23 protein-coding genes and 1 pseudogene are annotated in these 24137 nt (G+C 52.8%); 9 read left to right on the top strand and 15 right to left on the bottom strand.

From position 1 onward, the window contains the following. The 9 genes and pseudogenes from ABJI08_RS08840 to ABJI08_RS08800 form a co-directional block, all read right to left on the bottom strand. Positions 1-114: pseudogene (locus tag ABJI08_RS08840) on the bottom strand (transposase); the annotation flags it as partial. A 146-nt stretch (positions 115-260) separates the two neighbouring features. Next, on the bottom strand, positions 261-1247 hold the full coding sequence (locus tag ABJI08_RS08835) for a GTP-binding protein (RefSeq protein ID WP_348401461.1): 987 nt from the start codon (positions 1245-1247) through the stop codon (positions 261-263). 12 nt (positions 1248-1259) lie between these two features. Next, positions 1260-2486: an amidohydrolase family protein gene (locus ABJI08_RS08830; RefSeq protein ID WP_348401460.1), complete on the bottom strand. Its 1227-nt coding sequence runs from the start codon at positions 2484-2486 to the stop codon at positions 1260-1262. Continuing rightward, on the bottom strand, positions 2487-2990 hold the full coding sequence (locus tag ABJI08_RS08825) for a hypothetical protein (RefSeq protein WP_348401459.1): 504 nt from the start codon (positions 2988-2990) through the stop codon (positions 2487-2489). 73 nt (positions 2991-3063) lie between these two features. Continuing rightward, positions 3064-4377 carry a TRAP transporter large permease subunit gene (locus tag ABJI08_RS08820; protein ID WP_348401458.1) on the bottom strand — a complete coding sequence of 438 codons (1314 nt, stop codon included), beginning with the start codon at positions 4375-4377 and terminating at the stop codon, positions 3064-3066. A 1-nt stretch (position 4378) separates the two neighbouring features. Next, on the bottom strand, positions 4379-4945 hold the full coding sequence (locus tag ABJI08_RS08815; protein ID WP_348401457.1) for a TRAP transporter small permease: 567 nt from the start codon (positions 4943-4945) through the stop codon (positions 4379-4381). Between the two features lie 27 nt (positions 4946-4972). Then, positions 4973-6067: a TRAP transporter substrate-binding protein gene (locus ABJI08_RS08810; RefSeq protein WP_348401456.1), complete on the bottom strand. Its 1095-nt coding sequence runs from the start codon at positions 6065-6067 to the stop codon at positions 4973-4975. Between the two features lie 477 nt (positions 6068-6544). Continuing rightward, positions 6545-7237, bottom strand: a complete 693-nt coding sequence (locus ABJI08_RS08805) for a GntR family transcriptional regulator (RefSeq protein ID WP_348401455.1) — start codon at positions 7235-7237, stop codon at positions 6545-6547. A 240-nt stretch (positions 7238-7477) separates the two neighbouring features. Then, complete coding sequence (locus ABJI08_RS08800) at positions 7478-8371, bottom strand: dihydrodipicolinate synthase family protein (RefSeq protein WP_348401454.1); 894 nt, start codon at positions 8369-8371, stop codon at positions 7478-7480. Positions 8372-8612: 241 nt separating this feature from the next. Here ABJI08_RS08800 and ABJI08_RS08795 point away from each other — a divergent pair, with 241 nt between their 5' ends. Both ABJI08_RS08795 and ABJI08_RS08790 read left to right on the top strand, forming a co-directional pair. Continuing rightward, complete coding sequence (locus tag ABJI08_RS08795; protein WP_348401453.1) at positions 8613-9854, top strand: FAD-binding oxidoreductase; 1242 nt, start codon at positions 8613-8615, stop codon at positions 9852-9854. A gap of 15 nt (positions 9855-9869) precedes the next feature. Further along, positions 9870-10868: a 4-hydroxyproline epimerase gene (locus tag ABJI08_RS08790; protein ID WP_348401452.1), complete on the top strand. Its 999-nt coding sequence runs from the start codon at positions 9870-9872 to the stop codon at positions 10866-10868. 499 nt (positions 10869-11367) lie between these two features. Here the strand turns inward: ABJI08_RS08790 and ABJI08_RS08785 are convergent, their stop codons facing one another. Next, a complete protein-coding gene (locus ABJI08_RS08785; RefSeq protein ID WP_348401451.1) occupies positions 11368-11691 on the bottom strand; it encodes an Hpt domain-containing protein in 324 nt (107 codons plus the stop codon). Between the two features lie 169 nt (positions 11692-11860). Between ABJI08_RS08785 and ABJI08_RS08780 the strand changes: the two genes are divergently transcribed. Further along, positions 11861-13129, top strand: coding sequence for a SpoIIE family protein phosphatase (locus ABJI08_RS08780; RefSeq protein ID WP_348401450.1), 1269 nt, complete (start codon positions 11861-11863; stop codon positions 13127-13129). Here ABJI08_RS08780 and ABJI08_RS08775 read toward each other — a convergent pair. Continuing rightward, positions 13126-13563 (bottom strand): NUDIX hydrolase, encoded by a 438-nt coding sequence (locus ABJI08_RS08775; RefSeq protein ID WP_348401449.1) that lies wholly within the window; start codon positions 13561-13563, stop codon positions 13126-13128. The two genes, ABJI08_RS08780 and ABJI08_RS08775, sit on opposite strands and share 4 nt — an antisense overlap. A 78-nt stretch (positions 13564-13641) precedes the next feature. Here ABJI08_RS08775 and ABJI08_RS08770 point away from each other — a divergent pair, with 78 nt between their 5' ends. Genes ABJI08_RS08770 through ABJI08_RS08760 form a run of 3 tightly spaced genes read left to right on the top strand, consistent with a single transcriptional unit; the run spans position 13642 to position 16383 of the window. Beyond that, entirely contained in the window at positions 13642-14634 is a 993-nt protein-coding gene (locus ABJI08_RS08770) for an Hsp33 family molecular chaperone HslO (protein ID WP_348401448.1), read from the top strand. Beyond that, complete coding sequence (locus ABJI08_RS08765; RefSeq protein ID WP_348401447.1) at positions 14624-15226, top strand: CoA pyrophosphatase; 603 nt, start codon at positions 14624-14626, stop codon at positions 15224-15226. Before ABJI08_RS08770 ends, ABJI08_RS08765 begins: the two co-directional genes overlap by 11 nt. Beyond that, positions 15223-16383: a CCA tRNA nucleotidyltransferase gene (locus ABJI08_RS08760; RefSeq protein WP_348401446.1), complete on the top strand. Its 1161-nt coding sequence runs from the start codon at positions 15223-15225 to the stop codon at positions 16381-16383. The genes ABJI08_RS08765 and ABJI08_RS08760 overlap by 4 nt, the downstream gene beginning before the upstream one ends. Before the next feature lie 295 nt (positions 16384-16678). Here the strand turns inward: ABJI08_RS08760 and ABJI08_RS08755 are convergent, their stop codons facing one another. From ABJI08_RS08755 to ABJI08_RS08745, 3 genes are read right to left on the bottom strand one after another with little or no spacing between them, the layout of a single operon-like run. After that, positions 16679-17695: a biotin-dependent carboxyltransferase family protein gene (locus ABJI08_RS08755; protein ID WP_348401445.1), complete on the bottom strand. Its 1017-nt coding sequence runs from the start codon at positions 17693-17695 to the stop codon at positions 16679-16681. Continuing rightward, entirely contained in the window at positions 17692-18381 is a 690-nt protein-coding gene (locus ABJI08_RS08750; protein WP_348401444.1) for an allophanate hydrolase subunit 1, read from the bottom strand. Before ABJI08_RS08750 ends, ABJI08_RS08755 begins: the two co-directional genes overlap by 4 nt. A 2-nt stretch (positions 18382-18383) precedes the next feature. Further along, complete coding sequence (locus ABJI08_RS08745) at positions 18384-19145, bottom strand: 5-oxoprolinase subunit PxpA (protein WP_348401443.1); 762 nt, start codon at positions 19143-19145, stop codon at positions 18384-18386. A gap of 658 nt (positions 19146-19803) precedes the next feature. Between ABJI08_RS08745 and ABJI08_RS08740 the strand changes: the two genes are divergently transcribed. The 3 genes from ABJI08_RS08740 (at position 19804) to ABJI08_RS08730 (ending at position 23482) form a co-directional block, all read left to right on the top strand. Then, positions 19804-21645: an ABC transporter ATP-binding protein gene (locus ABJI08_RS08740; protein WP_348401442.1), complete on the top strand. Its 1842-nt coding sequence runs from the start codon at positions 19804-19806 to the stop codon at positions 21643-21645. Between the two features lie 40 nt (positions 21646-21685). After that, positions 21686-22900: a class I SAM-dependent RNA methyltransferase gene (locus tag ABJI08_RS08735; protein WP_348401441.1), complete on the top strand. Its 1215-nt coding sequence runs from the start codon at positions 21686-21688 to the stop codon at positions 22898-22900. 90 nt (positions 22901-22990) lie between these two features. Continuing rightward, positions 22991-23482 carry a L,D-transpeptidase family protein gene (locus ABJI08_RS08730; protein WP_348401440.1) on the top strand — a complete coding sequence of 164 codons (492 nt, stop codon included), beginning with the start codon at positions 22991-22993 and terminating at the stop codon, positions 23480-23482. Here ABJI08_RS08730 and ABJI08_RS08725 read toward each other — a convergent pair. Continuing rightward, on the bottom strand, positions 23479-23994 hold the full coding sequence (locus ABJI08_RS08725; protein WP_348401439.1) for a CAP domain-containing protein: 516 nt from the start codon (positions 23992-23994) through the stop codon (positions 23479-23481). The two genes, ABJI08_RS08730 and ABJI08_RS08725, sit on opposite strands and share 4 nt — an antisense overlap. Positions 23995-24137: the final 143 nt, after the last annotated feature.

Raw genomic sequence — 24137 nt, 5'->3', positions numbered from 1 at the left:
CTAAAATATCGCGGTCGCTACGAGCGCTATGACTGAGAGAAAGAGGGTTGGGCATCTGTCGTAGCGGGTTGCAAGGCGGCGCCAATCTTTGAACTTGCCGAACATTCTCTCGATCACGGCCGGGCAATGCATTGTGCAGCACGGAAAAATCAGTGGGCCCCGGATTCAAGGCAACGGCGCATAAGAAACGCTTCGAAATCCCTAATTCTTATGCTTTTTAGGTGGTTATTTTACATAATTTCTGATGGACGTGAGACACATCAAGCGGAAATAGTTTCCCGCTCTAATAACAGGTGCCGGAAAAGCTGTTCAGCTTGAGACTTATCGGCATGTTCATCCAAAATCACAACGATACTAGTGCCTTTTTGAGCAGTGTTTATTTCGCGTGGTGGATCAAATGCCTGCCCGACCGCTTGAAGGATCACTGTGCGTTGTTCGTCCGATACGTGGATGACGCCTTTCATGCGAAGCAACTGTTCGCCGTAGCGTTTCAACAAGTGTGCTATCCACGCATTGATTGCGTGTGACGTCTGCGAAGCCTCCGTCTGCAAACAGAATGAAAACGGTGTATTATGGTGGTGAGCCCCCGAGGCCATCATTTCGGTCGTTGTCTCCAAATCACGTTCATTTGCACGCATGCAGTCAAAAGCTCTCTGAGCGGTGACCGGGTCGTCAATTGAGGAATGCAGAACCGGCGCGACGGATTGCTGCCCCAAGATCGCGTTTAGATCCGCAATTTCTGTTGGGTCCAGTTTGTCTTTTCGCGTGACGATTAGAACATCGGCGCAGGCGATCTGACGGATCGAAATAGGCTGGCTTTGCAAAAGCCGAACACAGGTGGTGCCATCAACTACGGTAATGACATTGGGGCAGGAAAAACACGATGCAAGAATTGGATCGGACAAAAACGTGTACAAAACCGGCACTGGATCGGCGATACCGGTGGTTTCAATAACCAGTCGATCGAACGCCTGAATTTCGCCCCGCGCCCGTTGGCCAAGCATGTCGTGAATTTGACCAACCAGATCGTCTTGCCTTGAACAGCAAATACAACCATTTTCCAACAATAATACGCCCTGAACAGCACCGTCCAACACATGCTGGTCAATCCCGATGGCACCCAATTCGTTGACAATCACCGCTGTATTGCTCCAATCTGGCCCTTTCAGCCAGCATTCAAGCAGCGTGGATTTACCCGCGCCTAAAAACCCCGTTACAATTGCAACGTCGATTGGTTCATTTAGCATTCTATCGCTGTCCTATAGTGTGTTTTGAACAACGCGCCCGGCCTGCACGATCAGTTTCAAGTTCTCTTCATTTTTCACGACGACATCAATGTCCTGTGTCGGATCGCCGTCATACAGCAAGAAATCTGCATGGGCACCTTCGACAATGACGCCAATCTGACCGGCCATTTTGACGAGGTCAGCTGCAACATTCGTTGCCGAGCGCAGAATTTCCAAGGGTGTCTGGAATAGATTACGCAGCTCGAATTCACGTAACTGATAGACATGCATTTGCCCAAGCAGGTCAGTCGCAAACGCCATTTTTACACCGGCCGCGTGTGATTTGGCGTGGTTGACCTTACCAGCCTCAACAACTTCCCATGTCTTTTCAATCATGCTTTCCGGCAGCCCGATCTCACGACCGATTTCTGCCGCGACTTCATGGGTGGACATTGTCGGAACAAGAAAAGCATCTTTTTCCAACAATAAATTGCGTGTGCTGTCATCTATCAGGTTGCCGTGCTCGATCGAACGCACACCAAGCTTAAGGGCGCGATTTGCAGCACGTGCAGTATAGGCGTGACCGAATACATAAATATTGGCGGCTTCGGCCTCTTCGACGGCAGCAGCAATTTCATCAAGGCTGAACTGCGTTGAATCAATGCGGTCAGTCGGTGAAGACGCGCCACCAGACAACATGAGCTTTATGTGATTGGCCCCGCGACGGATCTCGTCCCGGCATGCTTTGCGGACCTCGGTTACGCCATCGCAAATACGGCCCAAGCCAGGGCAGCAATAGCAAGACTGGAACAAGTCTTCGCCCGGTCCGCGCATATCGCCGTGGCCGCCGGTTTGTGACAGAGCTTTGCCGCCGAACAGCAAACGCGGACCTCTGATTATTCCCTCTTTCTGGGCGCGTGCCAGCCCATGATCTGCACCGCCCGCGTCGCGCACCGTTGTAAAGCCGCGCGAAAGCATTCCGGACAAAATATCACCGGCCCGCGCGCTGGTGTAAAAAGGCGACCAGCGCGAAAGCTCCGCAAAGTTGAAAGTGGCTGCCGTTACATGGACGTGGCAATCAATAAAGCCAGGGAGCAGGTATGCGCCTTTTGCATCAACCGTTTCGACGCCAGGTGCCACCACTTTGCTTTGATCAACGGATTCAATAATTCCGTTGCGCACCAATACGGACGTTTTGGGTGTGCTTTCGCCAGTCTCCAGATCAATGAGCCGGGCATTTGTTATCAGTAGATCAGACATTTAAGGTGTTCCGTCGTAATTTTGGGCTTCGATTGCTGTCAAAAGAGTCAAAGGCGCTACAAACGCTTTGGCATGGTTGAATGACACAGTATTGAAGGCGTTCAGTTTGGCCAGCAAGTTCACGGTCCCCAACAACACGCCCTTGAATTCCATTCTCAGATTGATGGCACAGCCAAACCCGTGGTCGATGATCGCATCTGCGTCCGGAAACGCGCGATGGAGCGCTGCGGGGTCTGGTGAAAACAGATGGCGTTTTTCAAAAACTATTGCGGTTTCCCATCCAGTTCCTGCCATGCTCTTAACGACACCAACCGGATACTGGTCTTCTTGGTTAGAGAATATTCGACGCAGGACTGTGTGTGGCTCAAGCAAAGAAACCGCGAAATAACACGGCCCAATCAGCCCCTGAATCGGGTCGAGAAAGCTTGAATATCCAGCGTTTCCGTCAATCAAATTACCCGACAGTTGATCCAGCGCATTAGATATGGGGCCGGAGAGCGTCACGTGGATTTCTCCCTGCTGACGAGCATGTTAGAATAATTCCACATTTGAATCTGATGGTTACAATACATGAGCGTTACCTTGATAAGATCAGCTCAGGAAGCCAAAGCGCAATCTGAGGAAAAACTGCAAGCACTGCAGCGCCGATGCACATCAACACGAAGAATGGAAAGGCGTTCCACGCGACTGTCAAAATACTTTTGTCAGTCAGGCGTTGCAGAATAAACAGGTTAAACCCGATGGGCGGCGTGATTTGCCCAAGTTCGATCATGATGACAAGGAACACGCCAAACCAGAGCGGATCGATCCCGGCCGTCACAATCAACGGCAACGTAATTGGCAGGCTCATTACAGTGATCGATACACCGTCCAGGAAAAGGCCAAGAATGATGTAGAAAACGGCAAGAACCAAAATGAGCTGGTATTGGTCCAGTTCAAGTCGTGAGATCATTTCAGAGGTTTGTTGGGGAACTCGAAGATAGCCCATTGTCGTCGACAAAACGGCTGCGGCAGCCAACAACGAGCAAATAACGGCTGAAAGCTTGATCGCGCCATACAGGGAATCGTAAAGAACTGATCGGCTAAGCTGTTTCTGGGCTCCCGTCAGAATTAAGGTCGCAAAAACACCTACGGCAGCGGCCTCGGTTGGGGTCGCGATGCCGCTATAGATGGATCCGAGCACCAGAAACACCAAAAGGCCGATCGGCAACAGATCAATTATAGATTTGGCAAGAACAGGCAGCGTCAGCTTGATGTCGGTGGCTGGCGCGATTTCGGGATTGACCGCAGCGCGCAGCATTACGTAGCCAGAATAAAGACCGGCAATCATCAAACCCGGCAAAATACCCGCCGCAAAAAGTTTGGCGACCGAAACCTCTGCCAGAACTCCGTACACGATCATCACAATCGAAGGCGGGATCAAAAGACCAAGGCTGCCAGCGCCTGCCAAAGACCCTATCGCAAGCGATTCATCATATCCGCGGGTCTTCAATTCTTTGATTGTGATCTTGCCAACCGTCGCTGTGGTCGCTGCGCTGGATCCGCAAACCGCCGCAAACAATGTGCACCCCATGATATTTGTATGAAGCATTCGCCCGGGTGCAAGGTTCGCTATCGGGGCCAGCCCGTCAAAAAGACGCCGTGAAATATCGGTTCGAAAGATCAATTCGCCCATCCACACGAACAACGGGATCGCTGATAATTCCCACGCGCTTGAAGCTCGCAAAATGATCGTAGAATTGATCACGCCGGTTTTCAGAAACGTGAAATCCAGGATGAAAACAAAAGAGAGTGCTGAAACAAGCAACAGGGCGATAAATATCCATACCCCAAAGCCAAGCGCCGCGATGAGCATCACCAAAACGGCGATAGCGACTTCTACAGATGACATGTCATGTATCCTGTTGTCGGAGCTGAGCGGTCAAATCAGCGGTCTCCGGCAAACGACCTGTGATGGCCTGAAGAAGATGGACGGACATCTGCAATCCGAAACTGATCAGACCAAGCACGACTAAGAGCTGCGGAATCCAAAGAGGTGTTTCCAAAAGAGACGTTGAGGTGGTCCCACGCTCCCAGCTGCGTAAAACCGTTCTGGTTAAAAACCAGACCAGAAAGCCCACAGTGGACAACCCCAGAAATGCGCATGTGCCTTCGATAAGGCGTCTCATTTTGGGACCCAAAAACTCCAAGATAAGACCAACGCGAATTAATTCGCCGTCACGCAAAGCGGCGCCCAGTCCAAAAAAAGCCGCTGCGGCCGTGGCGTAGCCCACGAATTCCTCAAGCACAAAGGTCGATTTGGAAAAGGCGTTTCGCAAGACAATTTCTGTCAAAATGTGGCAAACCATCAGTACTACACATAACATCGCAGCATGCGCAGACAGGGACGTTACCCGATCAACGAACCGTTCATATTGGGTCATCAAATGCGCGTCTCCAGTTGCAAGTTCCCAAGGCATGCGCCCGCACGCCTTGGGAGAAGATTGTTACTTCATCTTAGCTTTGAAATCTTCGACGATTGCGGCGCCATCGGCTCCTGATTTTTCAAGCCAGCTTTCCATCGAAGCGTCCGACGCTTTGACCAGCGCTTCCATCACATCCGCAGGCACATCTTCGACAACTGCGGTGTCGTTTTCTCTCAGCACGCCGTAATTTTCCTGTAAACGCTCTGCGAGAAGCCCCCACTGACGATCTACAGTTTCTTGCGCGGCTTGGCGCACGGCAGCCTGTTCTGCTTCGCTCAGCGCCTCAAATGCATCGAGGTTCATGTGGATTACGTTGACAGGTGTAGTGTAGTTCAAAGCAAGATAGTTTGGCAAAAACTCCCAAAGCTTTGAATTTACGCCTCCTTCTGCCGAGGTTACGGCAGCGTCAAGGGCGTTGGTTGCAAGTTGGGGCATCACATCACCCCAGGACAGTTGCAACGGCGCCGCACTTGCATTCTGGAAAACGATCGTCGCATTTGCATCGGCCACACGAACTTTCAGGTCCTTCAAGCTGGCCGTGTCTGCGATAGGATCCCGTGACCACAGGCCTGATGGAGGCCAAGGCGAGGAAAACAAATATACTTGGTTGTTGGCCGAGAAAATCTTCTCATAGTGCTCAGCAAGTACTTCTTCCAATGTTTTTGCCGCCTTTTCTGATGTCACGACAAAGGGCTGTGACGGCAGAAGGAAGATCGGATCGACGCCAGACAGCTGCCCGATAAAAGTGTTTGCTATGTCAATTGCGCCATCTGAAACCGCAAAAAAGTGGTCGGCTGATTTGTATCCAAGCCCACCGCCAGGGAAGTAATCGATCCCAACTGCTCCGTTGGTCAACTCGCCCACACGTTCAAGAAAAAACCTGTCACCATCAGCCTGAAAGCTCGAGTCGGCATATTCGTTCGCCATATTCAGCTTGCTTTCTGCAAGCGCGGTTTGTGTCGTACCGAATAGGGCGGTTGCGGATAAGACCGCTAAGATACGGTTTCTGATTTTCATTTGATGTGTCCTTCCAGACTGGTTCTGTGAACATTTTACGTGGTCATACTTATTTGGTTGCCGACTGCGCGATGCGTTCGGACCGGGGTCGCGATGCATCCGAAAATACTCACAACCCTCACTTCCACGTGCGCCACGATCGGAAGCGCTCTTCTTTTTTCAACCCTTCCGCATTTTGTTCCTGACACGCCGAGGATTGAGTATTCCGAGTCACTCAGAGCCACCCACAAACGCGCAAAAGAACAATTGGATTTTTTTTGTATAATTGTATCCAGTAGCTTTGATGACAATCTACGGCCAGTCAAGCAAAATTCTGCAAGCCTTGCTTTTGGTGGTGTGCACCTTAAGCAGGACGCGCGGACACCAGCCCTCTGGATCGCAATCAAAAGGGGACGAACTTGCAGAATTCAGACGGATCTAGTGGGCAGATAAAAGATCTACACGCCTTTCAGGACGTTTGAGCTTTCTTACGGTCTCAAGCGGGCGTTTTGAGTTTCGTACTTAGCTGATATTTATTGCCAAAAAGCGTTCCGCCCACGTTTTGTTCGGCGCATTTAGCGGCTCATTTGGGTCGCTTCAGCTGGGTTTGCTTTTTTCTTCCAAAGACTGAACCAGGCTTTCCCCCGCTTCGAGTATGTGCTGATTGAGCAGCTTCAAAGCAGTTTCGGAGTCGCGGTCCCGGCAAGCTTTCAACAGCGCGCTATGCTCTCTCTGCGCCTTTTCGAATGTTTTGCTGATCAAAAGTTCGAGACGAATATAGCGTTCTACCTGTAGGTTTATTCCATGCACAATGGAAAGCGTTTGTGTACGTTTGGCCGGCAAATAGAGCTTTCTGTGAAACTCCCAATTCAAGGCGCCCCAACCGTTAATGTCTCTTTCAAGATATGCCTTGTCCAGCTCACCAAGGACCCGCGCGGCACCATCCAGATCTTCTGAAGTCATGTTTGGAATGGCATGTTCCAGCAAAATGCATTCAAGTGTTGCTCTGAGTTCAAACAACTCCATAGCCTGTTCCGCGGGCATTGCAGCCACGACTGCGCCTTTATGAACTTTTGTCACAATAAGCCCGGCCGCTTCAAGCTGGCGAAACGCTTCGCGCACCGGCATCCGGCTACATTCATACTCTTCCGCAAGCGCTTCTTGGATCAACGCCTCTCCCGGCTTGAATTCACCGTTTAAGATACGCTCTCTGAGGGACTCCGCGAGGATTTCAGGAAGGCTTTGCCGCTTGATGCGGTGAGCCTTTTTCAAATGAGTTTCGGATTTCATTTTGCGTCTACCAGCACTCTGACTCTTGGATCCAATAGTCAGAGTGCCATAATTGTACGCGCACCGCCATATGAAACATTGGCCCGAAAGAGCTCCGCCACCACACCGAAAATTCGGAACGTGATGCCCGCCAGGCGACGTGTAGGCTCTTGCCGTCAAGAAACCAACGAAGGCGCAAGGACAGGCAGTTACCGGACTAGGATCCGCCTGCACCTCAAAACCTTAACACTGTAAAACGGATCAGAGTGTTTTCAGTTTTTCGATGGCGTCCTTGATGGTGGCAATTACCGAGTCACGCTCGGCGCCGATCAACGGCAATCGCGGCGCACGCACCCATTCTGGAGCCCCATAAACGAGGTGTTCCGCCATCTTGATATACTGAACAAGCTTTACGTCTGTATCCAGATGGAACGAGGGTGTCAGAACCTGATACAGCTTGCGGGCCTGCGAATAGTTTTCTTCCTGACACAGATTGAAAAGCTTAACGCATTCAGCAGGCCAAGCATTTGTCATGCCCGAAACCCAGCCCGTCACGCCAAGTGCACAACTTTCAACAATAAGATCGTCGACACCGCAAAACAGGCTAAAGCGATCGCCAAAGGCAATATACATGTCCGTTACGCGGCGAATATCTCCTGTTTCTTCTTTGATGCAGATGATTTCGGGCTGATCGACCAGTTCCTTCAAAACATCGACAGTACAATCAACACCATAAGCAATGGGATTGTTATAGATCATGATCGGCAACGGTGTCGCTGCGGCGATACCTTTATACCACGCGACGGTTTCGCGATCATCGGTGCGATAGCCAAGGCTAGGGAATACCATCAAACCCTGTGCGCCGCAGTCCTGATAGATTTTTGCAGACTTTTTGGCGCGGTCCAGTGTCGTTTCGGCCAATCCGGAAAGAACCGGCACACGCCCCCCGGCAGTTTCTACGGCAGCCTTGATAATTGCTTTGCGCTCTTCCATTTCCATGGATGCGTTTTCGCCCAACATCGGCAGAACAATGATCCCAGAAACGCCGTTCTCGATGAGCCGTTCTATACTGGATTGTGTAGCACTGATGTCGACGCTGCCGTCTTCGTTTAATTTTGTTGTGACGGCGGGAAATACGCCTTTCCAGATAGTCATTATTATTCCTTTCGAGGTCAAAAGTGCAATTTCATGTCCCAAACCGGTTCATTGAATAGCGCCATTTATCGCGCGGGCACGCGTCATCAGAACTGATCAAACTATGTATTCTTGGTTCTACACCGTAGAAACTCAGACGTGATCCTGCTTCGGCTTTAAACTGGATCCAATCTACAGTTGTCAATCAAATTTTCCAGTGTAGAATTGGATCAGGACTTTCACCTTGAGAGACGACAGGTTCATGAAGCAAAAAAAGGTAGCCATTATCGGCGCTGGAATTGTCGGCTTGGCCTGCGCTTGGCATGTCCAGCAATCCGGGCACAAAGTGGTCCTTATTGACCCCGATCCCAAGGCCGACAAAGCATCTTATGGGAATGCGGGTGGGATCGCCGTGACAGAAATTGTACCTGCTTCTACGCCGGGCGTCTTTCTCAAAATTCCGAAATGGCTGTTGGACCCGCTTGGTCCTTTAAGTCTACGGTGGGCTCATGCACCCAAACTTATTCCGTGGATGATCCGGTTTTCAAAGGTGAGCACCCATTCAGAAATGCAGAGACTTGCCAGCGCACTCTCAGCTTTGAATGCGCGCACCTATGATGATCTTACTCCCCTTTTGGAGAATACAGGTCTGTCAGACAAACTCTATAATTATGGCGCCCTGACCGTATATGAAACTGAAGCAGCCTTTGATGCCGATGCGGCTGAATGGGACCTCAAGCGTAAACACGGTATTGAATGCGTTCCCATGAGCGGCGATGAGGCTCGCCAACTTGAGCCCGCCCTTGGAGCGGTTGTCAAAAAAGCGATGTTCACACCGCAATGGTCTCAGGTATCGGATCCGATAGAAATCCACAACGGTATTTTGGAAACGGTATTACGCCTTGGGGCCACGGTCATTCGTGGTTCAGGCAAACGGATCACCACGACACAGACTGGGTTACAGATTGAATGCGACGCTGGTAAACGGGTGGAGGCCGACCAGATCGTGATTGCTGCTGGGGCCTGGTCCAAATCACTGGCAGCCACAATAGGAGACCGCGTGCTGCTTGAAAGCGAACGGGGATACAACACTACCATTGCGGCGCCGGGCATAGACGTCACTCGCGAAATCATCTTTGCAGAACGCAAATTTGTTGCCACACCACTTTCAACGGGCCTTCGCATTGGCGGTGCAGCGGAATTTGGAGGGCTTTCCTCCGTAGCCAATCACAAACGCACCGACGCATTGGTTAGGCTCGCAAAACGGTACCTTCCCGATCTGGATGACAGCCAGGGTGAAAAGTGGTCAGGGCACCGGCCTGCGACACCAGACAGCCTTCCCGTCATCGGGCGTTCGCCGAATGTCCCAAATGTCATCCACGCCTTCGGACATGGTCACCTTGGCCTGACACAAGCCGCAACCACAGGCAGGCTTGTTGCAGATATCATTGACGAAAAACCTCCACATATTGACCTAACACCATATCGCATCGAGCGTTTTTAATCCGGAGTTTGACTTTTGAGACATACCTTCTTTTGTGTGGACGCTCATACTTGCGGAAACCCCGTGCGTGTTGTTGTCGGTGGCGGGCCACAGCTGCCATCCGTTTCGATGTCAGAAAAACGCGAGATCTTCCAGCGAGACCACGATTGGGTTCGACAGTCACTGATGTTTGAGCCACGCGGTCATGATGTGATGTCCGGGACTATTCTATACCCCTCCTCGCGCGAAGATTGTGAAATTGGCGTTCTGTTTATCGAAGTCAGTGGCTGTCTTCCGATGTGTGGGCACGGAACAATCGGGACCGTCACTGCCGCATTAGAAGAAGGTTTGGTTGTTCCAAGAGAACCGGGAAAGCTCTCGATTGAAACCCCGGCTGGCAAGGTCGACATCGAATATGTCCAGAGCGGAAACTATATTGAGCAAGTGCGCCTGTTCAACGTCCCCGCATACCTTCACGCCCAAGGTGTCATCATCGCTGTTGAGGGCATAGGAGATTTGAAAATCGATCTGTCATATGGCGGCAATTATTATGCCATAGTTGAACCACAGGAAAACTGGGCTGGCCTTGATCATATGTCCGTCAGCGACATTCAACGCCTTAGCCCCTTGGTACGCGCGGCAGCACAAGAAAGCCTTTCTCCCAAACATCCGGAAGACGCCCGTATATGCGGGGTAAGTCACGTCATGTGGTGTGATGCGCCAAAACAGCCAGGCTCTGATGCGCGTAACGCGGTTTTTTATGGCGAAAAGGCAATAGACAGATCTCCATGTGGCACCGGATCTTCTGCCCGCATGGCGCAACTGCACGCACGCGGACGCCTCAAGGCAGGTCAGAATTTCACACATGAGAGCATCATCTGCACGACGTTCGATTGCAGGATTGAGGGCACCACAAAACTAGGCAAATTCGACGCAATCCTGCCCAGCGTCGCTGGTTGGGCGCGCGTCATTGGCCATAATACAATCTTTGTCGATGATCGCGATCCCTTGATGAAGGGATTTCAGCTCCGGTAGCAGACGGCGCAAACCCCTACATTACAGGGCGCAGTGATTCGTGTTTGGTCTTTGGATGGCCAATATGTCCAAAACAGGTATTGAAGAACGTGTGATCTGAACTGCCGCCGCGCCTGATTTAAGAAACCCCCAAGGCCCTTTCCGAAAACCAGCGTCGGCGCGCCGTGATCTGGGGTGTGATCGTGCGAGAGCCATAGGGTTTTTTGACGAACCACTTTCCAATCTTGATGCTGCCTTGCAGGGACAGTTGCATTGGTCAGCCCACTTACCCAAACTTGGCGCTTTTAAGTTAAATATACCGTACAAATCCACGCTTAGGCATTACCGCTTTCCGCGTGACATCATCTTGTGCGCAGCGCGTAAGTGTCTTTGTTGTCCGTTGTCGTATCAAGATGTTGTCGACCTTCTCACCGAACGCGGCATCGCGGTTGAACGATCAACGGCTTCCACCCCTCCAATCACACGACCAAGGCCTAACAACGCAATAGTTCCATAGCGATCATGCCGCAGCCAGCTTGTCCTGAAACTCAGTTTTGGAATCGCCAAACGATTGCAGGATTTTAGTCAGATCGACTGTTTCCGCCTTGCCGCTGGCGGCGGCCACTTCTCCTGCCTGACAAAGCAAGGAAAACGCCTGAAACCCAAGGTTCAGAGCGCTGCCCTTAAGAAAATGTAAATCCGCTTCGAGCATGGCGAGATCAGGCTTGGTTTTCAGCCGAACGATCACTTCTTCGACTTCGTCCAAAAACAATTCGACAACCTCGCCGAAATCCTCTGCGCCAATCTCCTCCTGAAGCTCCTTCACACGGTCCCAGTTGATCATGAAAACCTCCGTCATCAATGGATCATTGCCGAGAATTGATTAACAAAACCTGCTTACTGTGGATTTGAATATTCTCAATTTTACGTTTGACCTGTCGTTAACAGGCTATGCATTAGACCTGTCGGGATTACCGCCTACGACAGCGATTAAAAGGTCTCGAGTTTTGCTAATGTCTCCTGCTGCGGACAGCGACCCAGAACAGGCTCAAAATGCCGACCCCGGCGCAATTCGTCGGGTGTTGTTGGTGGACGACTCACGTGTTCAGCGCCGCATTCTTAGCGTCTCACTAAAACGGGACGGGTACGAGGTTATCGAGGCGTCTTCGGGTCAGGAAGCACTGGAAATATGCAAGACCACCCGGCCGGACCTTGTATTGTCAGACTGGATGATGCCAGAAATGAATGGCCTGGAATTCTGTCGTGAATTTAGGGCGTTACCCGGTGATGAATATGGGTATTTTATCCTTCTGACGTCCAAAAGCGAAAAGGCAGAGGTGGCGCAAGGTTTTGACTCCGGCACGGACGACTTTTTGACCAAGCCGGTCAACGCGTATGAGCTGCGCGCGCGGATCAGCGCCGGAGAGCGTATATTGCGAATGCAAAGGGAGCTGACCGAAAAGAACCGGGTGATTTCAGACACGCTGGACGAACTGCAACGAGTCTATGATTCGCTGGATATGGATTTGATCGAAGCCAAAAAGCTTCAGCAATCCTTGGTGCCGGACCGATTCCGGGATTTCGGCACAGCGGCGGTGTCTTTGTTGCTGCAATCGTCCGGGCATGTGGGTGGCGATCTTGTTGGCCACTACCGGATCAGCGATACGCGCGTCGGGCTGTATTCCATCGATGTGTCCGGCCACGGTATCAGCTCTGCCCTGATCACGGCGCGACTGGCAGGTTACCTGTCATCTTCCTCACCCGAACAGAATGTTGCCATGCAAGCCCTGCCAGACGGATCGCATGTTCATCTTGAACCCCGGGAAGTCATCGCGCGCCTGAATGAAATCACCCTAGGCGAGATGGAGACGGAACATTATTTCACCATGCTTCTTGCCGACGTTGACCTTGAAACTGGTCGCATTGTGATGTCACAGGCGGGTCACCCGCATCCTCTTGTGCAGCGCGCCGACGGCTCGATCGAACAAGAGGGTCCCGGCGGTCTGCCCGTCGGTCTGATCCCGGGAGCTGAATTTACGCAGTTTGAGGTGACGCTGGCCCCGGGGGATCGTCTGATGATGTTGTCTGATGGCGTAACCGAATGCCCGGATGGCACCGGACAAATGCTGGGCGAAGAGGGGTTGGAAAAACTGGTCGCGGACCTGACCGGACAAGACCTTGAGAACATGCTTCAGGCGATTGTCTGGCAACTGGACACATATTCCGGCGGTCAGGGATTCCCAGATGATATATCGGGAATCCTGTTTGAATTTCGCGGTTAGCGCAAAAACTGGCTGGCGAAATAACGATCACCGGAATTACCCAGCAATTCGACCGCTGCCTCTACTGATACCCAATGCGCTGTGTGGCCCGCTTCGGAAGGTGGGCCAATGCGGTGCGCTGGGCGGGCCAGATAAATGGTGCACAGCTTTTCCGCCCACATGTCGTATTCTGGCATAAACACAAACCGACGACACGCACCCAGCCGTCTGGGCTTTGTCATGGTCCAACCTGTCTCCTCAAAAACTTCGCGGTGCAATGCAGAAACAGGAGACTCCCCGGGATCAATACCGCCGCCGGGCAACTGAAATTCGTCGTCGGGTTCATCCTGATACGTCAACAACATGCGATCGCCCTTTAGCAGAACCGCATAGGCCCCAGGGCGCATCTTGTATCTGATGTCACGTCTTGGTGGTTGTCCGAACCGAGGTATCATCGGATTCACCCCTTTTTGTTACCCTTGTCGCCCTTATATAGTCGCGGTATGGCAAAGAAAGGCCGATAAGGAAACTCCATGACTCTTGGAACCAAAATTGCCTGGGATGACACCGTTTTGCCGTTCCAGCTTGATAATTCTGATATGCGCGGGCGTGTCGCCCGTTTGGATGGCGTGCTTTCGGGGGTGCTGAAACAGCATGATTATCCCCCTCAGGTCGAAGCGTTGGTTGCCGAAATGGCGCTGCTGACGGCGTTGATCGGCCAAACAATCGAGCTGCGTTGGAAACTGTCATTGCAGGTCCAGTCCAACGGCCCGGTCCGCATGATCGCAACAGACTATTATGGTCCCACAGACAAGGGCGAACCGGCCCGGATTCGTGCCTATGCGACCTATGACGCGGATCGCCTGACCGACGACGCCCCGTTTGAACAGCTGGGAACCGGATATTTTGCGATCCTGATTGATCAGGGCAAGGGCATGAAGCCCTATCAAGGCATCACCAGCCTGACCGGTGGTTCGCTTAAAGCGTGCGCCGAGGCGTATTTTGCCCAATCCGAGCAACTGGCCACCCGGTTTTCGCTGCGGTTTGGAAAATCCATTGAGCCCGGTGTGCCGGAACATTGGCGCGCAGGCGGCGTCATGCTTCAACATATGCCCAAAGCGTCACCGCATGTGTCCGGAGAAGGCGGAAGTGGCGAGGGTGGCATTCTGCTGGCGCAAGACATCCTGAATGAGGATGACAGCGAGAACTGGAACCGGGTGAACATCTTGCTGGATTCTGTTGAAGATCTCGAAATGATCGGCCCAACCGTGGCGCCAACCGATCTCTTGGTGCGTCTGTTCCACGAAGAACAACCTCGCGTTTATGACGCCCAGCCGGTCAAGTTTGGCTGTACCTGTTCCGAAGACCGCGTGCGTCAAAGCCTGTCGATCTATTCGGTCAAAGACATCCAGAAAATGACAACTGACCAGGGCCGCGTGACAGCAGATTGCCAGTTTTGCGGCGCCCACTACGATCTTGATCCCAAAACCGTTGGCAAAGACGCGCCAGAGGTTAATGGTGGCTGATCCACTTGCCCCTCTTTTGCGCGCGCTTAACTGCTCAACCGGGACATCGTCGGATTTTGATCTGAACCCTGATGTTGTATTGCCTGCAGGGCGTAAACTGCGCCCGGCTGGTGTTCTGATCCCGATTGAGATGCGCGCAAACGTGCCACATGTCATCCTGACCAAGCGCAGCTCGCATCTCAAACACCACCCCGGTCAGATTGCATTTCCGGGTGGCAAACAGGATGAAGGTGACGCGGATGTCATCGCTGCTGGCCTGCGCGAAGCCCGCGAAGAGATTGGCTTGCCTGAAAGCAATGTCGAAGTGATGGGCACGTTGCCGACCCACGAAACCGTCACCAGCTTTACAGTAACGCCCGTTTTGGGCCGTGTTAGAGACGCATTTGACATCATTCCTGAACCCGGTGAAGTCGAAGAAGTGTTTTCCGTACCTTTGGCGCATGTAACAGATCCGGCTCGGTTTTCGATCCAGTCGCGCCGTTGGCAGGGCAGTCGGCGCAGCTATTTCACCGTGCCATTTGGACCCTACTACATTTGGGGCGCAACAGCGCGCATTCTGCGCGGATTAGCGGACCGGATACACAGTCTATGAAGGTTGAAGGTGATTGGCTCAGATCGCCCGCCACCCAGGACGTTTGCCGGATGTTGACAGGGGCCGGTTTTCAGGCGCTGTTTGTTGGCGGCTGTGTGCGAAACGCGCTGTTAAACGCGCCGGTGAACGACATCGATCTGTCAACCGACGCAACTCCCTCTCGTGTCGTTGCTTTGGCCAAGGCCGCTGGGCTCAAGGCCATTCCGACAGGGATTGATCATGGCACGGTCACCGTTGTCTCTGATCACATAGCGCATGAAATCACGACGTTTCGCAAAGATGTTGAGACTGACGGGCGACGTGCCGTGGTCGCGTTTTCCCAAAGCGTCGAAGACGACGCACGCCGCCGCGATTTTACGATGAACGCGCTTTATGCGAATCCTGACGGGCAAGTTATCGACCCGCTTGGTGGTTTGGTCGATCTGGTAAATCGGCGGGTTCGGTTCATTGATGATGCCCAGCAACGTATCCGCGAGGATTATCTGCGTATCCTTCGGTTCTTTCGGTTTCACGCGTGGTACGGTGATCCCGAGGGAGGCATGGATGCCGACGCACTTGCGGCGATCGCCGGGCAAATTGATGGGATCGATACCCTGTCGCGCGAACGTCTTGGATATGAGATGTTGCGCCTGCTGAGCGCCCCGGATCCTGCCCCCGCTGTGGCGGCGATGCGCAGCACCGGTGTAGTGAATGCCGTTTTGACAGGTGCGGATGATCGTGGTCTTGCTCCTCTGGTGCATTTTGAATCAGAACTTCTGGTTCAGCCCGATGCACTGCGTCGGCTTGCCGTGTTGGGCGGAACAGCTGTTTCAGATTCGCTGCGTTTGTCCAAAAAACAAACCCGACAGCTTTCGATCCTGATACGTGGGATCGAAACAACCGAAAAACCCGCAGCATTGGGGTATTTGTTTGGGGAACAAACGGCGCTTTCAATTCTAGCGCTTAGGGCAGCAGTTTTCGAAATGCCACTTCCGCCGAACGCGGCCGCAGATGTTGAGCGTGGGTGCCGAGCCGAATTCCCTGTCAAAGCAGAAGATTTGATGCCCGCTCACTCCGGCGCTGACATCGGATCTGCTTTGAAGCTGTTGGAAACCCGCTGGATCGACTCGGGCTTTAAGCTTGATCGCACTGCGTTGCTGTCCTCGCTATATCGCTAAGCGGCGCACGTACCGTATTTTGATGGGGCAATTCGTGCAACAATCCCACCAATGGCACCGACGCAATACCGACGCTGTGCTGACAGGATGCCGAAACCATAATCGGGCTGGAATCGATACGTTTTGACTCTATGTTCATATCCGAAAGGCGGGTCACTACAGAAGTAATAATCTGTCCCCGCTGGAGCTGACCGATTGCGTCCGGGTTTCCTTGTGTCACTAATATACTGTCGTGGGTGCTGCACAGTATCTGGCGGTGAAGCAGGAATTTCTCAGTTAACTCCGTTTCTTTTCACTAAAGATCGGAGTGTGCAGATATGGCGCCACTGATGAGATTGTCCCGCATCAGGCGTTGGCTCAAAGAACCCTTGGGAACTGCGATGTCAGCCAGATAAGTTGTGCGCGCTTTTGCATTGGCTCGTGTGATTTGCAATGCGGTTTCCGCTGACACCGGCTCAAATTTCACGTGATCACCGGCTCGTTTCTGGCTCAGTTTATCAAGGTCATCTGTAATGACTGTCGCGATTTTAGGATATCCGCCAGTGGTTTGATGGTCGGCAAGCAAGACAGTTGGAACGCCATCACCGGCCACTTGGACTGACCCAACGAGGATTGGTTCGGATGGAATGGACAAGGCGCCGGCAAGTTCAAGTTTCGGCCCGGACAGGCGGACTCCCATTCGGTCAAAGGAACTGGTCAAGGCATAGCTTTGGGACAGGAATGTCTCGATGGATTCCTTTTTGAAAAACCTGTCCTGTGGTCCCTGAACCACGCGGATATTGTGATCGTTAGAAGGGAAACCGGGCCTACTGATGTCTCCGTGCCGGTCTTCGCGTACTTGTGCGTTGACGACCTGAATGTCGCCCCCGCTCATAAGCTGCCCGCCTCCAAAACCAGATGCCGAATGGGTCGCCGTGTGATCTAACCATTTCGGCGCAATCACGTCGCCCGCAAATGCTAAGTAAGTCCAGCTCCCTTTTTTGCCAGCACGAACCGTCAGCGTTTCGCCTTTCTGAAGTGCAAAAACGGTCCAATTGCCCAAACGTTCACCAGCGCGGTCGATCAGAAAACTGCCTCCCGCGATTGCCAGCGAAACGGCACCTTCCGTACATTTTAGCACCAGCCCGCCAATTGAAACCTCGACAGCTGTACTGTTTGGCGGATTCCCTAAGGCGACATTGGCCGCTTTGAGTGCCAGACGATCCATTGGTCCCGATGCCGGCACGCCAAAACGCATCTTACCCGGACGCCCGCCGTCCTGATAAGTGACCAGCGGGCCCGCAAATGCAACCCGAAGTGACGCTTTCTTCATGTCACACGACCTAGGGTCTGATTGTCAAATGTGGCCCGATCAATGCGTCGAAATTTTACGCGATCCCCAACATCAAAGAGGAATGGTCGGACTGGGTCATTTGTAAGAATTTCAGTTGGTGATCTGCCGATGATCGTCCAGCCGGTTGGCATGGTCAGGGTCGTAACAAGGCATTGCGGGCCTGCGATGATAACGCTCCCTGCTGGAATGCCGCGAACGGCGGCGGGTTTTCGCGGCACTTGCAACAGTTCTGGAACGCCGGACAGATAGGCATACCCAGGTGCAAAGCCATACATTCCGACCGTGTAATCGCCAGATAGATGCATGTTGGTAATAGCGTCCGGGGTCATGCCGGTTGCTTCGGACAAAGCGGTCAGATCAGGCGCCAGATCATCCTCGTAACAGATCAGAACTTCGCGCTGGGCGCCTTCTGTTTTCGACCCTACATCCGCACCAAACAGCGCTCGGATTGCGGTTTCCATCTCGTGGTGGTCGGTTACCAACGGGTCAAATTCTGCGAGGAGATTAACGAAAGCCGGAACAGTTTCACGCAATCCCAAGGGAGGGTTGGCGGCGATAGCCTGATCAAGCTGCAAAACCCTTGCCGTCAGGGCATCACTGATTTCAGATCCAAGCTGAACCAGCAATGCGTGGTCTGCGACAGGGTAGAAGGAAGCCGTTTGCATGCTCAGGGATTCAGAAATGATTGAAACTGCACGCCCTCTGCTGTGAGGCGATGTTGAATTTCACGAGCCATTGCAACTGCGCCTGAACTGTCTCCATGAACACAGATCGAATGCGCCAGCAGTTTGATTGGATCGCCGTCAATCACCGGCATTTTGCCTGTCTTCAGATATCCAATCAAGCGGTCTGTTGCCTCTTTGGCATCGTGGATCATCGCGCCTTGGGTGCCACGCGGTACAAGCTGTCCAGACTTCAAATAGCCACGATCAGCAAAAATCTCTGAATAGACCGGAACACTTGCAGCCCGTGCAGCCTGTTCAAGACAAGTGCCCGAAATTGCCAGAATAGGGAGTGCCGAATCAATCATTGTGACAGCTTCAACGATGGCCTGCGCCACATCCATATCCCGCGCAGCAAGGTTTGCCAGAGCTCCGTGTGGTTTGACATAGCGCACGGGTACAGGAACCAAAGACGCAACGGCCTTCAGCGCGCCGATCTGAGCTGCGACCATGCGGCCAATTTCTGACGGAGTCATGGGGATGAGTCGTCGGCCAAATCCTTCGCGGTCATTGTAGCCGGGATGTGCGCCAACAGTCACGCCGTGCTGTTTGGACAGCCTTAGCGTTTCGAACATCGTTTCTGGATCGCTGGCATGTCCACCGCAAGCTATGTTTGCACTATTTACCAGCGTCAACATGGTTGCATCGTCGCCCATGCCCCATGGTCCAAAACCTTCTCCGAGGTCTGAATTCAAGTCAATTTGCATGCCACCCTCCTGGCCTTAGAAAACGTATCTGTGTTCCCGGCGTGGAACGAAGTAGTTGAGTACTTGGCGCGTCTTGCCAATTTGGATCGCTTTGATCCCATCAAGTCAGTTCAACGTGACCACAATTCTGATGCTAGTTTTCGACTGTTCGGCTACCGAAGTCGATCCACTATGAGATGAAATTTGCAATAACCATCACAATTGCTGGAAACATGGCCAGCAAACCTTAAAAAACCGGAATGACGCGCGGGTGATCTTTACGCTTCCCGTTGTCCTATCAAGATGTCGTCGATTTTCTGGCAGCGGAGGATATCTTAGTTGGTCGATCGACCATGTCCCGGTGGGTTCAGAAGCTTGGCCCTGAATTGGCCAAACGAACCGAAAAGAACCTGCGGCGAGTGAGCGAACTTTTTCAGCGTTCCGAGAGAAATTACCTTTATGGCGTCGGACACTCAGGCAGAGCGTGCCTAAGAAGACTCCACCAAACATCTCGTTTAAAAATTGACACGCGTTCAGGACTGCTGCAGCATAACAAGGCAAACGACGATGGAGGGTGCAAAATGTATCGCGGGATCTGGTTCAGCTGAGCCCATTCGACCGCTAGTGTGGGCCGGTTGGCGCGCCATGACATCTTGCATTTCACGTTTCAGGTACCTCCATGTTCAAGTTTTTCGAAAACCTCGTAGACCCCTATTGCATCTATGAAGAAGAAGATCGGCCTCCGACACGTTTGTGGCCATTCATGTCCCGTTATATGCGGCCTTTTCGCCGTGTGTTTTGGGCCGCAGCCATCATGTCCATTGTCGTTGCCGCGGTCGAGATTGGGTTGATTGGCTATATGGGCCGCATTGTGGATTTGCTGGCCGGAGACCCGAGGCAGGTCTGGGCCAGTCACAAGGGCGAATTCATTGCGGTGGCCGTCTTTGTGTTGGTGCTGCGCCCGGCGCTTCAGGCTCTGGATGTGCTGTTGCTGAACAATACCGTCCTGCCAAATCTGGGAACGTTGATCCGGTGGCGGGCCCATAAACATGTTTTGCGTCAATCCGTTGGCTGGTTTGAGAACGATTTTGCCGGTCGAATCGCTAACCGCATAATGCAAACGCCGCCCGCCGCTGGTGAGGCCGTGTTTCAGGTCTTTGACGCAATCACGTTTTCGATTGCCTACCTGATCGGTGCAGGCATTTTGTTGACCGATGCTGATCCGCGATTGTTGATACCTATGCTGATCTGGGTTGGCCTTTATGGCTGCCTGGTCACGTGGACGGTTCGACGGGTTGGCCCAGCGTCTAAAATTGCGTCCGACGCCCGGTCTCAAGTCACCGGGCGGGTTGTGGATGCTTATACGAATATCCATTCGGTAAAGCTGTTTGCGCATAATAACCGGGAACTGGATTACGCCAGGGATGCGATTGAACATTCACGTCAAACGTTTCAGTCCGAAATGCGGATTTACACGTTGATGGATGTAACGCTGGTTGTGCTGAACGGCTTGCTGATTGTTGCCGTTGTCGGCTGGGCTTTTTGGCTGTGGATGCAGGGCGAGGCGTCGGTTGGTGTCGTTGCGGCAGCGACAGCGCTGACATTGCGTTTGAACGCCATGACGGGTTGGATCATGTGGGCGTTGACGTCATTCTTTCGTCAGCTTGGCGTGGTGGCGGAAGGCATGGAAACGATTGCCCAACCCATTGATCTTGTTGATGATCGGGATGCCGGGTCGCTTCGGATGGCTGACGGAAAGATAGAGATTCAATCCCTTTCGCATCATTATGGGCGCGAAACGGGTGGGCTGGATCAGGTGTCGCTGACCATTCGGCCGGGCGAAAAAATTGGCCTGATTGGTCGATCTGGCGCCGGAAAATCGACGTTGGTTAAGCTGTTGTTGCGGTTCTACGACGTGGAGCAGGGTAGGATTATGATTGATGGTCAGAACATTGCCAAAGTCACACAGGACAGTTTGCGCGATATGATTGGCATGGTGCAGCAGGATAGTTCATTGCTGCACCGATCCGTGCGCGACAACATTCTTTATGGATTGCCCAATGCCAGCCAGGATCAGGTGATAGCAGCGGCCAAGAAGGCAGAAGCGCATGATTTCATCCTTGATCTAGAGGATCAGCATGGACGCACCGGGTACGACGCTCAGGTTGGCGAACGCGGGGTCAAGCTGTCCGGAGGTCAGCGTCAACGTATCACTTTGGCGCGCGTTATCCTCAAGGATGCCCCGATCCTGTTGTTGGATGAGGCGACAAGCGCGTTGGACAGCGAAGTCGAAGCCTCCATTCAGGAAACGCTGTACGGCATGATGGAAGGTAAAACTGTGATCGCAATCGCGCACCGCCTGTCGACCATTGCTCAAATGGATCGCATTCTGGTGATGGATCAAGGTCGGATTGTGGAACAGGGCACGCATTCTGAACTGCTGGCCAAAGAGGGGCTTTATGCAGGTTTCTGGCAAAGACAGTCCGGTGGGTTTCTGAATGCCGACGAAGTTGCTGAGTAGATGTTTGACCCCATACCCGGCGCCAGTGTAGGTGCCGGGTATGACCAATTTTGAGATTGAAAGACTGGGCCACCAAGGCGACGGGATTGCACCGGGGCCAGTGTTTGCAGCGCTGGCTCTGCCGGGTGAGGTTGTGACGGGAACGCTTGATGGTTCGCGTCTGACAGACATGAAGGTTGTCACGCCGTCGGATGACCGAGTGAAACCACCGTGCCGCCATTATCGGGCGTGTGGTGGATGCCAGCTACAGCATGCGTCTGACGATTTTGTTGCCAACTGGAAAGTGGATGTCGTACGTCAAGCGCTGGCCGCACAATCGCTGGAGGCCGAGCTTCGTCCAATTGTTACCTCATCCGCCCAGTCCCGGCGGCGGGCTGTTTTTTCCGCGCGCCGCACGAAAAAGGGGGCGATGGCCGGGTTTCACGGGCGTGCATCTGGTGTGATTTCCGAAATCCCGGATTGCCAGCTGTTGGACCCGGCATTGATGCCGGCCGCTCAAATTGCAGCGGATCTGGCCCGCATTGGTGGATCACGCAAAGGCGAACTCAGCGTAACGGCGACCTTATCACAAGTGGGGCTGGATATCTCCGTGACCGGAGGCAAACCGCTGGATGGTCCGTTGATGTCGATCCTGGCGCAGGAAACTGAACCGTTGAACCTTGCGCGTCTGACATGGGATGGCGAAACAATCACCACGCGAAACCCGCCTTATCAGAGTTTCGGAACCTCCAGAGTTGTACCGCCTCCGGGCGCGTTTTTGCAGGCAACACCTCAAGGAGAGGCAGCACTTGTTTCGGCTGTAGATCAGGCAATCACAGAAGGTGAAAAGGGGCTCGATCTGTTTGCAGGTTGTGGGACTTTCACACTGCCTTTATCAACGCGTTTCCAGATGCACGCTGTCGAAGGCGACAAGGCAATGGTGGATGCGCTGGACGCTGGCTGGCGTATGGCAAACGGTTTAAAAGAGATCACAACCGAGGCACGTGATCTTTTCCGCAGTCCGATTTTTTCCGGCGATCTGAAATACGATTTTGCTGTCATCGATCCACCGCGTGCAGGCGCAGAAGCACAAATTGCTCAGCTGGCACAGTCTCAGGTCGAAGCCATCGCGTTTGTGTCCTGTAACCCAGTGACATTTGCCCGCGACGCAGCCACATTGGTGCGGGGGGGATATAAGTTGGAATGGATACAGGTTGTTGACCAGTTCCGCTGGTCCTCGCATGTCGAACTGGTTGCCCGATTTGTCAGACAGTGAATTTTCACACAGGCGTGAAGCGCCAAGCGGGTGTTTTTTTGCTATAAACGCGCCATCAAAGAAGCCGGTAACGGACAAGGGGCCCTGTCGATGCGTATAATGAACCTACTATTGGTCGCGGTTATGGCAGTGACTTTGGCAAGCTGTTCGAAATTCAAAACCTACAACGGACCAGAAGTAACGCGTATTCTTGTCTACAAAGAAGACCGCAAGATGTTCCTGATGCATCATGACAAGGCGCTCAAGGTATATGATGTCGACCTGGGCTTTGCGCCCTTGGGGCACAAGCAAGTCGAAGGTGACGGTCGCACGCCCGAAGGGGACTATTATGTTGACCGGCGCAATCCGAACAGCCAGTTTTATCTGTCAGTTGGAATTTCATACCCAAATGCTGCTGATCGGGCTTATGCGCACTCGATAGGAAGGTCTCCCGGCGGAGATATCTTTATTCACGGGCGCCCGAAGCTCTATCGAAACGGCAAAGAAGACTGGACCGCAGGATGTATTGCGGTGACAGACAGAGAGATGCGTGACGTTTATGCGATGGTCAATAAGGGAACGTTGGTGTCGATTTACCCTTAACGTCCAGCCACATAGACAGGTCCGCGCTCTCCCATCACCATTGTCCACCAGATCTTGCCGTTCCGTTCCTGGAACCACGCGAAACCGAAATCCTGGGCGCTGGGATCAAGAATGACGGAACGGGTGTCTTCCTGTTCCATCCACGCGGCCAGAGTTTCCATTTCGGTTTCATAGGTTTCGGAAATGGTCTCACCGACCAGCTTGCCTGAATATCCTACACGGGCAACGCGATCCAGCGGGCTGGATCCGTCTGAACCAAAGTGCCAGGGCCGGTTTTGCAGTGCCATGTCCTGCGAATGAGTAGCGGCAGCAGCATTCAGCTGACCATTCAACTCAACCGTACCGGCGCCTGACGCCTGTCGCAGAACATTAATTGAGTCCAGGACGCGATATTGGATTTTCGAGGTCGCACCCGAAGAGATTCGGTACTGCTTGGCGCCACTTGAGCCCCCGGACGAGTCACATGCCGCTAAACCCAGAACAGCAATCAAAAGAAGGGCAATCGAACGCATGATGTCTCCGTGCACCAGTTAAATGTTTGAACATGGTCTAACCTGCATAACGTTGCCTTGAAAACCCACTTCGGCGTGACTTTGCCGCAATGACGGTTGATTGATTTGCGACTGAGACATTCTGGCAATAATGTCGCGCAATC

This window comes from Shimia sp. (assembly GCF_039969785.1).
Lineage (GTDB): Bacteria > Pseudomonadota > Alphaproteobacteria > Rhodobacterales > Rhodobacteraceae > Shimia.
The sequence above is the reverse complement of the archived record's forward strand: the minus strand, read 5'-3'. Positions and strand labels throughout refer to the sequence as shown.

Coding starts and splice junctions, on each gene's coding strand:
- ABJI08_RS08835 (WP_348401461.1), bottom strand. CDS start 1,247: ATGCTAAATGAACCAATCGACGTTGCAATTGTAACGGGGTTTTTAGGC.
- ABJI08_RS08830 (WP_348401460.1), bottom strand. CDS start 2,486: ATGTCTGATCTACTGATAACAAATGCCCGGCTCATTGATCTGGAGACT.
- ABJI08_RS08820 (WP_348401458.1), bottom strand. CDS start 4,377: ATGTCATCTGTAGAAGTCGCTATCGCCGTTTTGGTGATGCTCATCGCG.
- ABJI08_RS08815 (WP_348401457.1), bottom strand. CDS start 4,945: ATGCCTTGGGAACTTGCAACTGGAGACGCGCATTTGATGACCCAATAT.
- ABJI08_RS08810 (WP_348401456.1), bottom strand. CDS start 6,067: ATGCATCGCGACCCCGGTCCGAACGCATCGCGCAGTCGGCAACCAAAT.
- ABJI08_RS08805 (WP_348401455.1), bottom strand. CDS start 7,237: ATGAAATCCGAAACTCATTTGAAAAAGGCTCACCGCATCAAGCGGCAA.
- ABJI08_RS08800 (WP_348401454.1), bottom strand. CDS start 8,371: ATGACTATCTGGAAAGGCGTATTTCCCGCCGTCACAACAAAATTAAAC.
- ABJI08_RS08795 (WP_348401453.1), top strand. CDS start 8,613: ATGAAGCAAAAAAAGGTAGCCATTATCGGCGCTGGAATTGTCGGCTTG.
- ABJI08_RS08785 (WP_348401451.1), bottom strand. CDS start 11,691: ATGATCAACTGGGACCGTGTGAAGGAGCTTCAGGAGGAGATTGGCGCA.
- ABJI08_RS08780 (WP_348401450.1), top strand. CDS start 11,861: ATGTCTCCTGCTGCGGACAGCGACCCAGAACAGGCTCAAAATGCCGAC.
- ABJI08_RS08775 (WP_348401449.1), bottom strand. CDS start 13,563: ATGATACCTCGGTTCGGACAACCACCAAGACGTGACATCAGATACAAG.
- ABJI08_RS08770 (WP_348401448.1), top strand. CDS start 13,642: ATGACTCTTGGAACCAAAATTGCCTGGGATGACACCGTTTTGCCGTTC.
- ABJI08_RS08765 (WP_348401447.1), top strand. CDS start 14,624: ATGGTGGCTGATCCACTTGCCCCTCTTTTGCGCGCGCTTAACTGCTCA.
- ABJI08_RS08760 (WP_348401446.1), top strand. CDS start 15,223: ATGAAGGTTGAAGGTGATTGGCTCAGATCGCCCGCCACCCAGGACGTT.
- ABJI08_RS08755 (WP_348401445.1), bottom strand. CDS start 17,695: ATGAAGAAAGCGTCACTTCGGGTTGCATTTGCGGGCCCGCTGGTCACT.
- ABJI08_RS08750 (WP_348401444.1), bottom strand. CDS start 18,381: ATGCAAACGGCTTCCTTCTACCCTGTCGCAGACCACGCATTGCTGGTT.
- ABJI08_RS08745 (WP_348401443.1), bottom strand. CDS start 19,145: ATGCAAATTGACTTGAATTCAGACCTCGGAGAAGGTTTTGGACCATGG.
- ABJI08_RS08740 (WP_348401442.1), top strand. CDS start 19,804: ATGTTCAAGTTTTTCGAAAACCTCGTAGACCCCTATTGCATCTATGAA.
- ABJI08_RS08735 (WP_348401441.1), top strand. CDS start 21,686: ATGACCAATTTTGAGATTGAAAGACTGGGCCACCAAGGCGACGGGATT.
- ABJI08_RS08730 (WP_348401440.1), top strand. CDS start 22,991: ATGCGTATAATGAACCTACTATTGGTCGCGGTTATGGCAGTGACTTTG.
- ABJI08_RS08725 (WP_348401439.1), bottom strand. CDS start 23,994: ATGCGTTCGATTGCCCTTCTTTTGATTGCTGTTCTGGGTTTAGCGGCA.